14 protein-coding genes are annotated in these 14,133 nt (G+C 68.2%); 4 read left to right on the forward strand and 10 right to left on the reverse strand.

Annotated features, from left to right (window positions below):
• Positions 1-67 precede the first annotated feature (67 nt).
• The gene (ubiH, locus tag NSQ78_RS03750) at positions 68-1,276 is read left to right on the forward strand and encodes a 2-octaprenyl-6-methoxyphenyl hydroxylase (RefSeq protein WP_064237694.1); all 1,209 of its coding nucleotides are present in this window, start codon (positions 68-70) and stop codon (positions 1,274-1,276) included.
• Positions 1,273-2,454 (forward strand): UbiH/UbiF family hydroxylase, encoded by a 1,182-nt coding sequence (locus tag NSQ78_RS03755; RefSeq protein WP_064237695.1) that lies wholly within the window; start codon positions 1,273-1,275, stop codon positions 2,452-2,454. Before ubiH ends, NSQ78_RS03755 begins: the two co-directional genes overlap by 4 nt.
• Positions 2,455-2,523: 69 nt before the next feature.
• Here the strand turns inward: NSQ78_RS03755 and NSQ78_RS03760 are convergent, their stop codons facing one another.
• The 6 genes from NSQ78_RS03760 to NSQ78_RS03785 all read right to left on the reverse strand — a co-directional run bounded on the left by NSQ78_RS03760 (position 2,524) and on the right by NSQ78_RS03785 (position 7,913).
• Complete coding sequence (locus tag NSQ78_RS03760) at positions 2,524-2,922, reverse strand: hypothetical protein (protein ID WP_064237696.1); 399 nt, start codon at positions 2,920-2,922, stop codon at positions 2,524-2,526.
• A 64-nt stretch (positions 2,923-2,986) separates the two neighbouring features.
• Positions 2,987-4,054: a 23S rRNA (cytidine(2498)-2'-O)-methyltransferase RlmM gene (gene rlmM, locus NSQ78_RS03765; RefSeq protein ID WP_064237697.1), complete on the reverse strand. Its 1,068-nt coding sequence runs from the start codon at positions 4,052-4,054 to the stop codon at positions 2,987-2,989.
• The gene (locus NSQ78_RS03770; protein ID WP_019661129.1) at positions 4,038-4,598 is read right to left on the reverse strand and encodes a nucleoside deaminase; all 561 of its coding nucleotides are present in this window, start codon (positions 4,596-4,598) and stop codon (positions 4,038-4,040) included. Before NSQ78_RS03770 ends, rlmM begins: the two co-directional genes overlap by 17 nt.
• Positions 4,599-4,694: 96 nt before the next feature.
• The gene (locus tag NSQ78_RS03775) at positions 4,695-5,417 is read right to left on the reverse strand and encodes a DUF6348 family protein (RefSeq protein ID WP_064237698.1); all 723 of its coding nucleotides are present in this window, start codon (positions 5,415-5,417) and stop codon (positions 4,695-4,697) included.
• Between the two features lie 50 nt (positions 5,418-5,467).
• Positions 5,468-6,121, reverse strand: a complete 654-nt coding sequence (locus NSQ78_RS03780; protein WP_064237699.1) for a hypothetical protein — start codon at positions 6,119-6,121, stop codon at positions 5,468-5,470.
• A gap of 43 nt (positions 6,122-6,164) precedes the next feature.
• Positions 6,165-7,913, reverse strand: a complete 1,749-nt coding sequence (locus NSQ78_RS03785) for a glutamine--tRNA ligase/YqeY domain fusion protein (RefSeq protein WP_053506418.1) — start codon at positions 7,911-7,913, stop codon at positions 6,165-6,167.
• 301 nt (positions 7,914-8,214) lie between these two features.
• On the opposite strand from NSQ78_RS03785, the gene NSQ78_RS03790 reads away from it, so the two are divergent.
• Positions 8,215-8,478 carry a DUF2007 domain-containing protein gene (locus NSQ78_RS03790; RefSeq protein WP_049467989.1) on the forward strand — a complete coding sequence of 88 codons (264 nt, stop codon included), beginning with the start codon at positions 8,215-8,217 and terminating at the stop codon, positions 8,476-8,478.
• Between the two features lie 30 nt (positions 8,479-8,508).
• Entirely contained in the window at positions 8,509-9,174 is a 666-nt protein-coding gene (msrA, locus tag NSQ78_RS03795) for a peptide-methionine (S)-S-oxide reductase MsrA (RefSeq protein ID WP_032956996.1), read from the forward strand.
• Positions 9,175-9,819: 645 nt separating this feature from the next.
• On the opposite strand, the gene NSQ78_RS03800 is transcribed toward msrA, so the two are convergent.
• The 4 genes from NSQ78_RS03800 to ahpF all read right to left on the reverse strand — a co-directional run bounded on the left by NSQ78_RS03800 (position 9,820) and on the right by ahpF (position 13,995).
• Positions 9,820-10,776: a transaldolase gene (locus tag NSQ78_RS03800; protein ID WP_064237700.1), complete on the reverse strand. Its 957-nt coding sequence runs from the start codon at positions 10,774-10,776 to the stop codon at positions 9,820-9,822.
• 50 nt (positions 10,777-10,826) lie between these two features.
• On the reverse strand, positions 10,827-11,231 hold the full coding sequence (gene rnk, locus NSQ78_RS03805; RefSeq protein WP_053462222.1) for a nucleoside diphosphate kinase regulator: 405 nt from the start codon (positions 11,229-11,231) through the stop codon (positions 10,827-10,829).
• A gap of 123 nt (positions 11,232-11,354) precedes the next feature.
• Complete coding sequence (locus NSQ78_RS03810) at positions 11,355-12,317, reverse strand: LysR substrate-binding domain-containing protein (protein WP_053506907.1); 963 nt, start codon at positions 12,315-12,317, stop codon at positions 11,355-11,357.
• An 85-nt stretch (positions 12,318-12,402) separates the two neighbouring features.
• Complete coding sequence (ahpF, locus tag NSQ78_RS03815) at positions 12,403-13,995, reverse strand: alkyl hydroperoxide reductase subunit F (protein ID WP_049466519.1); 1,593 nt, start codon at positions 13,993-13,995, stop codon at positions 12,403-12,405.
• Positions 13,996-14,133 lie beyond the last annotated feature (138 nt).

Consider the following 14,133-nt stretch of genomic DNA (forward strand, 5'->3'; position numbering starts at 1 on the left):
CGCGCCGGTTGGCGCAGGTCGGGCGCCGTTGGGTGTTCGGGCGGGGCGAGCGCGTATCATGAACACCATGAGTGAACGACATGACGTGCTGATCGTCGGTGGTGGCCTGGTCGGTGCCAGCCTGGCCATCGCCCTGGACCGGCTGGGCCGCGACGTGGGCCTGCTCGAAGCCAGCCCGGCCGGCGAGCTGCCGGCGGTGTTCGACCAGCGCAACCTCAGTTTCGCCGCTGCCACGGTCAACGCACTGACCGCCCTGGGGGTCATGCAGAAGCTGGCGATGGCGCCGGGCCCGATCCGCCGCATCCATGTCAGCCGTGCCGGCGATTTCGGCCGCGTGCAGCTGGAGGCGGCCGACTACGACCGGCCGTGGTTCGGCCAGGTGGTGGTGGCGCGTGACTTCGGCCAGGCGCTGGAAGCGCGCCTGCAGGAGCTGCCGCGACTGCGGCGCTACCGGCCGATGCGGTTCCTGGGCCTGGGCGAGGTGGTCGACGGTTACCGCCAGGTGCGGGTGGCCGACGAGGCCGGCGAGCGCGTGCTGCAGGCGCGGCTGGTGGTGGGGGCCGATGGCACGACCAGTGGCGTGCGCGACGCGCTGGGCATCGAGGTCGATCGCCATGATTTCCAGCAGACCCTGTTCGTGGCCCGGGTGCGCAGCCAGCGCGCGCCGGACGGCACCGCCTGGGAGCGCTTCACCGATACCGGCCCGACCGCGTTGCTGCCGCGGGGTGACCGTCATTTCGGCTGCGTGCACGGCGTGGCACGCGAGCAGGCCGATGCGGTGATGGCGCTGGACGATGCCGCCTGGCTGCAGCGCCTGCAGAACGCGATCGGCTGGCGTGCCGGTCGCTTGCTCGAATCCGGCCCGCGCAGCGCGTATCCGCTCATCCAGGTGCTGGCGCGCGCGCTGGCCGGTGAACGCACGGTGCTGCTCGGCAATGCTGCGCAGACCATCCATCCGCTGGGCGCGCAGGGCTTCAACCTGGGCCTGCGCGATGCACTGACCCTGGCCGAACTGCTGGAGGATGCGCAGGACGATGCCGGCAGCGATGCTCTGCTGCAGGCCTACGTCGCGCGCCGCGAGGAAGACCGCCGGCAGACGGTGGCGTTCTCCGGTGGACTGGCGCGCCTGACCAGCAATCCGGCGCCGCTGATGCGGCCGTTGCGCAGCCTCGGCCTGGTGGCCGCGCAGCGCGCGTCGGTGCAATCGATGCTGGTCGGTGGCGCGATGGGCTTCCGCGGCGAAGTGCCACGCCTGTGCCGCGGAGAAGCCGCATGAGCCGGCGCGCCCGTCTTGATGTGGCCGTCGTCGGCGGTGGCGTGGTCGGTGCCGCGTGTGCGCTGGCGCTGGCCGATGCCGGACTGTCGGTGGCGCTGGTCGAGGGCCGCGAACCGGCGCCGTGGCAGGCTGCACAGCCGGACCTGCGCGTGTTCGCCTTCGCCGCTGACAATGTTCAGCTGTTGAACCGCCTCGGCGTGTGGCCGGCCATTGCCCAGGCCCGTGCCTGGCCCTACCGGCGCATGCAGGTGTGGGACGCGGCCGGTGGCGAGGATCTGCTGTTCGATGCCGATCGCTTCGGTCGACGCGAGCTGGGCTACATCGTCGAGAACGGCCTGCTGCAGGATCGCCTGTGGTCGGCATTGCCGGCGGCGGGCGTGCAGCTGCACTGCCCGGCACGGGTGGACGCGCTGGAGCAGGACGAGGACGGTGTGCGCCTGCGCTTGGATGACGGGCGTCGCCTGGAAGCGGCGTTGGCGGTGGCCGCTGACGGCGCCGAATCGACCCTGCGCCAGCTGGCCGGTATCGAGGTCGAGCGCCACGACTACCACCAGCGAGGCGTGGTGGCCTACGTGGACAGCGATCTCCCCAACCAGGCCACGGCCTGGCAGCGCTTCCTGCCGAGCGGGCCGCTGGCGCTGCTGCCGGTGGCCGAGCGCCGCAGCTCGATCGTCTGGACCCTGCCCGAGGACGAGGCGGCGCGCGTGCTGGCGTTGGACGAGGACAGCTTCAACCGCGAACTGACCCGCGCCTTCGCGGCACGCCTGGGTGAGCTGCGCTTGGCATCGCCACGTGCGGCATTCCCGCTGCGCCGCCAGTTGGCCCGTCACTACGTGGCCGGTCGTGTGCTGGCATTGGGAGACGCCGCCCATGTGGTGCATCCGCTGGCCGGGCAGGGCGTGAATCTGGGGCTGCGCGATGTCGCCGCCCTGCAGCAGTGGCTGGCGCCATCGGCAGAGCGTCGTGGCCAGCCGCGGCTGTCACCGCAGCGCCTGCAACGCTGGGCACGCGAACGCCGCAGCGACAACCACGTCGCTGCCTACAGCTTCGATGCGATCAACCGCCTGTTCTCCAACGACGAAATGCACCTGACCCTGGCGCGCGGCCGCGCGCTGGGCTGCGTCGGCAAGTGGCCGCCGCTGGTGCAGGCGTTCTGGAAGCGCGCCGCCGGCGTCTGAAGCAAAAAGGGGACGGAGGGGATTAAGTCGTATGTGCACATGCGACTTAATCCCCTCCGTCCCCTTTTTTCAGTCAACCAGCCATCCGGCCAGGTCGGTGCGGTCCAGCTTGCCGCGATGCCTGCGGTCCAGCGAGTTGAATTCGTCGGCCAGCGCTGGGTTGGCCTGTGCTTCCTCGCGGCTGATGAAACCATCGCCGTTCACGTCGAGGTCGCTGAAGCGGATGCGGTACTGGCCGACCACGCTGCTGGGCTCCAGCGAGCGCACGGTCACCTGGGCCTCGCCGGCCGGCTGTGCAATCTCGACGCTGCCGGTCACCCGCCCGGCATCCAGCGGTTGCTGGCGGATGGCACCGCCGGTCGGGCCCAGCGGCTGGCTCTGCGCGGGGGTCGATGGGCCGTGCTGGGCCATGGCCGGTACCGCAGCCAGCAGGGTGGCTAACAGCACGGCGGAACGTGGAATGTCCATGACAGGCTCCTTGCCAAGGGGTACCGGGAGCGTACTCCCGGCACCCTGTGCCGCCGATGACGGATCAGCGCAGCGGCGAGGCCAGCACGGTGATCTCTTCACGATCGTGATAGAGCTGCTTGGCGCGCACCACCAGCGGCTTGCCGGCCTGGTCCTGGAACAGGTCCAGGCACAGCCGGGTTTCGTCCCAGCGCTTCTTCATCGGCAGCTTCAGGTTGAAGATCGCGTGCCGGCACCAGCCTTCGCGGAACCAGGTGGCCATGCGTTCGGCGACGCGACGCGGCTGCTCGACCATGTCGCAGACCATCCAGTCCAGCGGTTGTTCCGGGTGCCAGTGGAAGCCGTCGGCGCGCAGGTGCTCGACCAGGCCGGTGTCCAGCACGTGCTGGCGCAGCGGGCCGTTGTCGATGCTCAGTACGTGCATGTGCTGGCGGGTCAGCACCCAGGTCCAGCCGCCGGGGGCGGCGCCCAGGTCGGCCGCGCGCATGCCAGGCCTGGCTAGCGCCTCGCGTTCCTCCGGCGTCAGCAGGGTCAGCAGTGCTTCGTCCAGCTTCAGCGCCGAACGCGAGGGCGCTTCGGGCAGCAGTTTCAGGCGCGGAATGCCCAGCGCCCACGGCGCGCTGTCGGCCGGGTCGGCCACGCAGACGAACGCGTGGGTGCCATCGACGAACACCACGTGCAGGCGCGGCAGGCGGTTGTTCGGCTTGTCGCTGAGCTTGCCGGCCTTGCGCAGCGCCGGGCGCAGTGCATTGCCGAAGGCTCGCGCCAGCCCGGACAGCGGCTTGCCGGCGTCCGAATCGGGGTTCTCCACCCACAGGTCGCCGAAGCGCGGCGCATCGGCCAGCACCTCCAGCATCGGGGTGATGCGATCGCTCGGGTCCAGCTGCGGCAGCTCGGCCAGCACGACCAGCTTCTGCCGCGCGAAGATCAGTTCACGCCAGCGCAGGCGTGGCGCCAGTGCTGCAGCATCGTCGCACATGAAAAGCACATAGCCGTCATTGCGCTGGGTGCGCGCATAGCCAGCGAAACCGGCTTCACCGGCGCGGAACTGCAGCTCGCCGGCCAGCTCGGGTTCGAAGCCCTGCCGGCACAGGCACAGCAGGCCGATGCCGGTCTCAGTAACGGGCGCCATCGCTTTCCCCATAGGTTCGCAGCACGCTGCGCGCGGCGTCGCGGTCCAGGCCCTGCACCACTTCGATGCCGCGCTTGTTGAGTTCGCCCACCCAGTCGGCCGGCAGCGGGCCTTCGTCGAACGGCGTCAGTTCCTCGACGTCGGCCGCACTGGCACCGATCAGCAGCCGGTCGATGCCGGCCCAGACGGTGGCGCCGTAGCACTGGCAGCAGGGCTGCGAGCTGGTGGCCAGGGTGACCGGCGACAGCACCGCGTTCAGGCGCGGGGTCTGCAGGCGCTGCTGGGCCAGCATGTAGGCCATGTTCTCGGCGTGCGCCAGCGAGGTTGCGTGCGGCATCACCCGGTTCACGCCTGCGGCGATCACCTTGTCATCCGGACCGAACACCACGGCGCCGAACGGGCCGCCGCTGGCGTGTTCGACGTTCAGCCGCGACAGCTCGATCGCCAGCGCGACCTTGGCCTCATCGCCTGGATATCGACGATCCAGGTCGATCTGGTCGTGGATCCAGGCGGGAAGGGTCAGGTGGACTTGCGCGTACAGCATCGCGGGGGTGCCTCGTAGGGATGGAAGAAGGTGCGGTTGCTTGGGAAACCGGCGCGCAGTGTAGCTGCACCGGCCTGTATCGGGTGTGGCGGTGGGTCAGCCCGGCGAGCCAGTGCGGATCACCACGTACTGCTTGCGGAACTCCAGCCCGGCCTGCGGCCAGCTGGCCGCGTAGGCGCGCAGCAGGGGCAGGGCGGCGGCGAAGTCGTGGCCGTTGACCCGGCAATCGGCCTCGCACAGGCCATCGGCATCGCGCGAGGCGAACAGGCGGATGGCCAGGAAAGAACGCGTCTTCAGCAGCGCATCGAATGCATCGATGCTGCGGGTGAACAGGCAGCAGGGGCAGGAGCCATGATCGTCTTCGCTGCGGGGGCCGGTGTCCATCTCATGCTCGCGGTAATGCGCCAGTGGACCGAGCACCACGGTGCGTTCGAGTTCCTGGCCGTCATCGCCAGCCGGATAGGTCAGGCCCATCATCGGCAGCCCCTGCGCGTCTTCGGCGCCGATCGCGGTCTGCAGGGTCGCAAGGTCTACCCGTACCCAGGCCTGGAAGCCGGACAGCAGCGATGCCTGCTCATCGGTACCGTTGGCATGCTGGTACTCGAACAGGCCATCGGCGAACAGCACGGGATGCTGGCTCTCGATGACGGTGGAAGTCTGCCAGCCGCCGTTGTCGCGCGCGTGCGCGGCCACCGCATGCGGGGTCAGGCGCAGGCCGCTGTCCAGCAGCAGCGCGCCGCCGTCGACGCGGCTGGCGGTGCCGGCGTCCTGCAGGACCTGCTGCAGCAGCGGGAGGAGGGCGGCGGAGGTCGTGGTCATGTCAGGCCTGTGGGTGGATGGGGTGGAGCATCCAGGCAGGGCCTGGGGATCTAGCGGTCGAGCGCGTCGAGTTCGGCGCGATATCGCTGCGCGTCGGGTTGCTGCTGCGGATCGTTGCCGTGGTCGCGCAGCCAGCTTTCCAGCTCGCGGCGATAGGCGGCGCGGAACTCGGCATTGCCCGGGCTGAAGTGCAGCTTGCGCGCCGCCACCTCCACCCGCTCGCGCGCGCTGGCCCGGGCCTGGGCCAGCCCGTGCGGGGATTCGTTGGTGAGGATGACGAAGTTGCGCGGGAAACCCGGCGTGTACTTGACCACGAACGGCTGCTCGCGCGCCGGGATGCGGATGGCGTTTTCCAGCGGCCACAGCGAGGCGGTGTTGGTGTGGAACACCACGTCCACATCGCGGCCCTCGGCGGTACGCAGCACCCCTTCGTAGCGCCAGATGTACTGTTCGTTGAGCGTGGAGCTGGTCCGCTCGGCCTTGACAATCACCGCTTCACCGCGCTCGCCCACCATGTTGAGGAAGGTGGCGTTGAGGAAGTGGCCGAGGAACATGTTGAGCATCGCCAGCGGGAACACCACGATGGCGTAGCCCGGAAAGCGCCGCCACCACGAGACCAGCCCGGCCAGCACCATCGCTGCAAAGAACGTCAGCAGCGGATGCTGCGAGATGAACCAGAGCAGGACGGAAAGGGCGGTGATCATCGTCGCGGTCGTGCGGGCGCCATCCAGGCGCCCGCGCAGGTCCTCAGGCCGACCAGGTGTCGCGCAGGGTCACGCTGCGGTTGAACACCGGCTTGGCCTCGCTGTGATCGCGGCGGTCGGCAACGAAGTAGCCGGTACGTTCGAACTGGAACGACTGCTCCGGCGCGGCGCTGGCCGCGGCCGGCTCGACATAGCCGGTGACGGTACGGCGCGATTCCGGATTGAGGTAGTCGCGGTAGGTCTTGCCTTCCGATTCGTCGTCCGGGTTCGGGACCGAGAACAGGCGGTCGTACAGGCGGATCTCGGCCGGCACGCCATGCACGGCGCTGACCCAGTGAATGGTGCCCTTGACCTTGCGGTTGGCGCCTTCCATGCCCGGGCGCGATTCCGGATCCAGCCAGCCGCGCAGCTCGGTGATGGTGCCATCGGCATCCTTGATCACTTCGTCGCAGCGGATGATGCCGGCGCCGCGCAGGCGCACTTCGCCACCCGGCACCAGGCGCTTCCAGCCCTTCGGCGGCACTTCGGCGAAGTCCTCGCGGTCGATCCACACCTCGCGTGCGAACGGCACTTCGCGGCTGCCGAAGCTTTCGTCCTTCGGGTGGTTGCTGAAGGTCAGCTGTTCTTCGTGGCCTTCCGGCAGGTTGGTCAGCACCAGCTTGACCGGATCGACCACCGCCATGCGGCGCGGCGCGGCGCTGTCCAGGTCTTCGCGCAGCGCGCCTTCCAGTACGCTGAAGTCGATCAGCGAATTCTGCTTGCTGATGCCCACGCGCTCGGCGAACAGGCGCATCGCGGCCGGGGTGTAGCCGCGTCGGCGCAGGCCCTGCAGGGTCGGCATGCGCGGGTCTTCCCAGCCGTCCACCAGCTGTTCGGTGACCAGCGCCATCAGCTTGCGCTTGCTCATCACCGTGTAGTTGATGTTCAGACGCGAGAACTCGATCTGGCGCGGCTTGGCGGCTTCGCGCGGCAGGCCGGCATCGACCAGCGGCTGGGTCAGCGCGTCGTCATGGGCGAAATCGACGTTGTCCACGCACCAGTCATACAGCGGGCGGTGGTCTTCGAACTCCAGCGTGCACAGCGAGTGGGTGATGCCCTCGATCGAATCACCCAGCGCGTGGGCGAAGTCGTACATCGGGTAGATCGGCCACGCATTGCCGGTGTTCTGGTGCTCGACGTGCTTGATGCGGTACAGCGCCGGGTCGCGCAGGTTGATGTTGCCGCTGGCCATGTCGATCTTGGCGCGCAGGGTGCGCGCGCCATCCGGGAATTCGCCGGCGCGCATGCGGCGGAACAGGTCGAGGTTCTCCTCGACGCTGCGGTCGCGCCACGGCGACGGACGGCCCGGCTCGGTCAGGGTGCCGCGGTAGGCGCGCACTTCCTCGGCCGACAGGTCGCAGACATAGGCCTTGCCCTGCTCGATCAGCTTTTCGGCGGCCAGGTAATAGGCCTGGAAGTAGTCCGAGGCGTGGCGCAGCTCGTTCCACTCGAAGCCCAGCCAGCGCACGTCGTCCTGGATCGCAGCCACGTATTCCGGATCTTCCTTGGCCGGGTTGGTGTCGTCGAAGCGCAGGTTGCAGACGCCGCTGAACTCACCGGCGATGCCGAAGTTCAGGCAGATCGACTTGGCGTGGCCGATGTGCAGGTAGCCGTTCGGCTCGGGCGGGAAGCGGGTCTTGATCGCCTGATGCTTTCCACTGGCCAGGTCCTCGCGCACGATCTGGCGGATGAAATCGCGCTTCTCGTGGCTGTCGGCGGGGGTCTCGGGGCTGGCGGGGGTGTGCTCGGACATGAGTCGGCGAAAAGAAAGGCAGAAAGACCAACAGTCTAGCGCGTACGGGGCAGGGCTGCCCGGTGGCGGATGGGGATGTAGGCCAGCGGCACACTACCCGCCCATCTTCCGGTAGTGCCGCCGCCGCGGCGGAATGTGGATCGACGCGCAGGTCGGTAGCGCCGGCCGCTGGCCGGCGGAAATGTGGATCGACGCGCAGGTCGGCAGTGCCGGCCGCTGGCCGGCAGAATGGCCATGCGCCGTCACCACTACCATTCAGCCCCCGGGCGTATGCTGGAACCCTGTCCCACGGAGCCGCCGCATGCACATCGTGTACAAGGCCGACAACCTGTTCGACGCCCATCTGGTCAAGCACGCGCTGGAAAACGCCGGCATCCCGGCCTTTGTGTTCGGAGAGCAGCTGCTGGGCGGCATGGGCGAGCTGCCGTTGTTCGGCGTGCTGCGGGTCGGCATCCCCGACGCGGCGCGGCCGCAGGCGGAGGACATCATCGCCGCGCTGGACTTGGGCCCGGCCGCGGACGCCCCCATTTCCGATGCAGACGATTGGGCCGGACAGCCGGCGTAGGAGTGCATCATGTTGGGAATTGGCCAGGGCATCCTCGGCATCGGGGCCTTCAAGCAGCGCCTGCCGCGCCCGGAAGAGGCACTGCCGGGACGCGAGCAGCCGCTGCCGCTGCACAGCAACCAGCACTTCGTGAACAGCCATCCGCTGAAGGACCGCTTCGCCGGCCTGCAGCAGATCCGTTTCGCGCTGGGCTGTTTCTGGGGCGCCGAGCGCAAGTTCTGGACCGAGCCGGGCGTGTACAGCACCTCGGTCGGCTACGCCGGCGGCATCACCCCGAACCCGACCTATGAAGAGGTCTGCTCGGGCCTGACCGGCCACACCGAAGTGGTGCAGGTGGTGTTCGACCCGGCGGTGGTGAGCCTGGAACGGCTGCTGCAGCTGTTCTGGGAAAGCCACGACCCGACCCAGGGCATGCGCCAGGGCAACGACACCGGCACCCAGTACCGTTCGGCGATCCATGCCACTGACGAGGCACAGTACGCCGCTGCGCTGGCCAGCCGCGAGGCCTACCAGGCACAGCTGGATGCGGCCGGCTACGGCCCGATCACCACCGAGATCGTGTACCCGGCACCGGCGTACTACTACGCCGAGGACTACCACCAGCAGTACCTGGCGAAGAATCCGAACGGCTACTGCGGTATTGGTGGCACCGGCGTGAGCTGCCCGATCGGGCTGGATGTGGAGGCGCCGCGCTGACGCGCGGTGGTCCGCCTGCGGCGGGCATAAGCCAAGGCCAAAGCCAAAGCGGCTCTGGGTTGCTGATGGTTGGGCGGGACGGGGGCGGCCGGCAGGACACGCCGTAAACCCGTCCATGGGGGCTCGATGGCGCCTTGCTCGTGTGCGCTGTCCTGTGCACACGGCAAGACCTGGGTTGGGCGTCCTGCCCAACCCGCCCGAGGCATGCCTCGGGCCCATGGCGCCAACGGTCCTGCCAGCCGCCCCCGTCCCACCATCGACAGTTTCCCGGTGACGGCGGGCAAGAGCATGGGTTACTGACGACTGAAGGAAAACAAAAAGGACGCGGCCTTCGCCGCGTCCTTTTTGTTTGGTCCTGCAGCGCATTCTGTAGAGCGGAGCCATGCTCGGCTCCGAGCGAGCGAAGCGCGCGACCCGCTGTTGCTCTTCTTTCTTTCTTCCGTGGCGGGCGGCCACAGGAAACTGTCAGAGGGCGGGCGGGTTGGGTTCGCGGGAGTGTCCGCCGCATGGATGCGGCGGCCAAGCCTCCAGGGATGGATTCACGGCGTCTCCTGCGAACCCAACCCGCCCGACCCAGCACGGCTGTTGCTTCATGCCTTTCGCGACCAACCGACCCGCCACGAGGGGCTCAGCCGTTGGCCGGAATCACAGTGCCGCGCGGATCCGCTCGCGCAGTGCTTCCAGATCCTTGGCAAACGCCTCGATACCCGTCGCCAGCTTCTCGGTGGCCATCGGATCGGCCGCCAGGTCCGCCGCGAACGTCGCCGCGTCGATCAGGGTCACCGCCGCGCCATCGGCGGCGCCGGCCACCAGCTTGCGCGGCAGCTCGCCGTGGTCGGCGTCCAGCTTCTCCAGCAGGTCCGGCGAAATCGTCAGGCGGTCGCAGCCGGCCAGCGCTTCGATCTGCGCGGTCGAACGGAACGAGGCGCCCATCACCACCGTCTTCGAACCACGGCGCTTGAATTCGGCATAGACGCCGCGCACGAACTTCACGCCCGGGTCTTCGTCGATGGTGGCCGGGGTCTGGCCGTTGGCCACGTACCAGTCCAGGATGCGGCCGACGAACGGGGAGATCAGAAACGCGCCGGCCTCGCTGCAGGCCAGCGCCTGGGTCGGGTTGAAGATCAGGGTCAGGTTGCAGTCGATGCCTTCGGCCTGCAGCACGCGCGCGGCTTCCACGCCTTCCCAGGTCGCGGCGATCTTGATCAGGATCTTCTCGCGCGGCACGCCGGCATCGGCGTACATCTGGATGAACTGGCGCGCCTTGGCCACGGTGGCAGCGGTGTCGTGGGCCAGGTCGGCATCCACCTCGGTGGACACCCGGCCCGGTACCAGCGTGCTCAGCAGCGCGCCGACGCCGATGGTCAGGCGGTCGGCCACCGCGTGCACCACGGTTTCACGGTCGCCACCCTGCTGGCGGCCCCAGGCCAGTTCACGTTCGATCAGGTCGGCATAGACCGGCAGGTCCAGCGCCTTCTTCACCAGGGTCGGGTTGGTGGTGCAGTCCACCGGCTGCAGGCGCTTGATCGCCTCGTAGTCACCGGTATCGGCAACGACCACGGACAGTTCGCGCAGCTGGGACAGTTTGGACGGGGTACTCATTACGGCTCCTGGTGCAAGGGAATCGAATCGCGCGCGGTGCGCAGCGGTAATCAGGGGTGATCGTTGTGGACAGCCGTCACGCGCAGGCGCAGCTTGCGGCCGCCGGGCGCGTTCCAGTCGATGCTCTGGCCGATCGACAGGCCCAGCAGGGCGGTGCCGACCGGGGCCAGCACGGAGACCTTGCCTTCATCGACATTGGCTTCGCGGGGGAAAACCAAGGTCAGGACGTGCTTTTCGCCCGACACTTCATCTTCGCACTCCACGCGCGAATGCATCATGACGATGCCTTCGGGAATCTGGTCCGGCGCCAGCACGGTGGCCCGGTTGAGTTCTTCAGCAAGCGCGAGCGCGGCAGGCGTCTGGCTCAGCGCAGGGGACTCGAGCATGGCGTCCAGGCGGTCCATGTCGAAGGAAGAAACGGTGATCGACGGCGGCAGGCCGCTGGCGGTGTTCATGGTGAAGCTCCTTGGTTGAAAGCCATGCAAAAGGCGGCACCTGCTGGCGCCGCCTGTCTGTATTGTGGGGACAAATGCGGCCGGAATCGACTCCTGCCGATTCCGGGCCGGTGCTGCGGGGGCTCAGCCGTTCAGCGCGGGGCCGGGCAGGGCTGCCGCATCGGACGTGGCGTGCAGCGCGTCCAGGGTGAACAGTGCCTGCGGCAGGCGCTTGAACTGGTCGGCCAGCTCCATCAGGAAGTCGTTCATGGCCGAGCTGCGGCGCCAGATCATGGCGATGCGGCGGCTGGGACGGCCCTCGCCGGTGAAATCGAGCAGGCGGATGTTGTTCGAGCGCGGCACCGGCGGCTGCACCGACAGGCTCGGCAGCAGGGTGATGCCGACGTCGGCGGCGACCATCTGGCGCAGGGTTTCCAGGCTCGTGGCGCGGAATTCGGACTTCTCGTTGGCGCCGAACAGGCGGCAGACTTCCAGCGCCTGGTCGCGCAGGCAATGCCCGTCTTCCAGCAGCAGCAGCTTCTGCGTGGCCAGCTCCTGCACGTCCAGGTGTTCGCGACGGGCCAGCGGGTGGCGCCCGGAGACGGCCAGCAGGAACGGTTCCTCGAACAGGAACTCGGCATGCAGCTGGTCATCGATCACCGGCAGCGCCAGCAACGCAGCATCCAGCTTGCCTTCGCGCAGGCGGTCCAGCAGCACGTCGCTCTTTTCCTCGACCAGCAGCAGTTCCAGCTCCGGGAAGCGCTCACGGATGCGCGGAATCACATGCGGCAGCAGGTACGGGCCGAGGGTCGGGAAGATGCCCAGGCGCACCGTGCCGGCTTCCGGGTCGCGGCTGCGTCGCGCCGCTTCCTTCAGTTGTTCCACTTCGGACACGATCACCCGTGCCCGTGCCGCCGCTTCCTGGCCGGCCGGGGTCAGCATCACCTTGCGCGGCGCGCGTTCCACCAGCGGCAGGCCCAGTTCCTCTTCCAGCTTGCGGATCTGGGTGGACAGCGTGGGCTGGCTGACGAAGCAGGAGGCGGCAGCCCGGCCGAAATGCTTGTGGTCGGCCAGGGCTACCAGGTACTTCAGATCACGTAGGTTCATCCTTACACCCCAAGGGTAACGGACCGGCTGACGGCGTGGTTACCCGACAGGCAGACAATGTTCCCGGTGATCTGGGAACGGTGGATCAGGCCGCTTCAGCAACGGCACCGCTGCTGTTGCTCACCGACGAGCGGATCAGGTGGTCGAACGCGCTCAGTGCGGCGGTCGAGCCGGCGCCCATGGCGATGATGATCTGCTTGTAGGGCACTGTCGTGCAATCGCCAGCAGCGAACACACCCGGCAGGTTGGTCTGGCCGCGGTCGTCGATGACGATTTCGCCACGCGGCGAAAGCGCCACCACATCCTTCAGCCACTCGGTGTTGGGCAGCAGGCCGATCTGCACGAAGATGCCTTCCAGCTCGACACGGTGGGCATCGCCGCCGATGCGGTCCTTGTACACCAGGCCGGTGACCTTGCTGCCGTCGCCCAGCACTTCGGTGGTCTGTGCGCTGGTCAGCACCGTCACGTTGGCCAGGCTGCGCAGCTTCTTCTGCAGCACTTCGTCGGCACGCAGGCTGGAATCGAACTCCAGCAGGGTTACATGCGACACGATGCCGGCCAGATCGATGGCCGCTTCCACGCCGGAATTGCCACCGCCGATCACCGCCACGCGCTTGCCCTTGAACAGCGGGCCATCGCAGTGCGGGCAATAGGCCACGCCCTTGTTGCGGTACTGGTCTTCGCCCGGCACGTTCATCTGCCGCCAGCGCGCGCCGGTGGACAGGATCACCGAACGCGACTTCAGCACCGCGCCGTTCTCCAGCTGCACCTGCACCAGGCCGTCTTCGCCGGCCGGCACCAGCGCGCTGGCACGCTGCAGGTTCATGATGTCCACGTCGTACTCGCGCACGTGCTGTTCCAGCGCCGTGGCCAGCTTCGGGCCCTCGGTCTCCTTCACCGAAATGAAGTTCTCGATGGCCATGGTGTCCAGCACCTGTCCACCGAAGCGCTCGGCGGCGATGCCGGTGCGGATGCCCTTGCGCGCGGCGTAGATCGCCGCTGCCGCACCGGCCGGGCCACCGCCGACCACCAGCACGTCGAAGGCGTCCTTGGCGGCGATCTTCTCGGCGTCGCGCTTGCCGGCATTGGTGTCCAGCTTGGCCACGATCTGCTCGAGGGTCATGCGGCCCTGGTCGAACACTTCACCGTTGAGGTACACAGTCGGCACCGACATGATCTCGCGCTTCTCGACTTCGTCCTGGAACAGGGCGCCGTCGATGGCCACGTGCCGGATGCGAGGGTTGAGCACCGCGGCCAGGTTCAGCGCCTGCACCACGTCCGGGCAGTTCTGGCAGGACAGCGAGAAGTAGGTTTCGAACGCGTACTCGCCTTCCAGGTTCTGCACCTGCTCGATCAGCTCGGCGGTGGCCTTGGACGGATGACCGCCGACCTGCAGCAGCGCCAGCACCAGCGAGGTGAATTCATGGCCCATCGGCAGGCCGGCGAAGGTCAGGTGGATATCCTGGCCCGGCGTGCCCAGGTCGAAGGACGGCACGCGGCCCTGGCCATCGCGCAGGACCTGCAGCGAGATCTTGTCCGACAGGCTTTCCAGGGTCTGCAGCAGCTCCAGCATTTCCTGCGACTTGGCGCCGTCGTCGGCGTGCGCGGTGATCTGGATCGGGCGGGTCACGCGCTCCAGATAGGTCTTCAGCTGCGACTGCAGGTTGGCGTCCAACATCGGTCTTCTCCTGGCTTCAGGCAAACAGGGGGCGTGGCACCGCTGTACAAGGTAGCGGACCAGCTGGGGGTAGGGGTGAACCCAAGACAGCGACCGTGGAAGGGGCTGGCTGGCCAAGGCGGGCGAGCGTTGGCTGTC

The organism is Stenotrophomonas sp. FSL W7-1447 (genome assembly GCF_037966425.1).
Lineage (GTDB): Bacteria > Pseudomonadota > Gammaproteobacteria > Xanthomonadales > Xanthomonadaceae > Stenotrophomonas > Stenotrophomonas pavanii.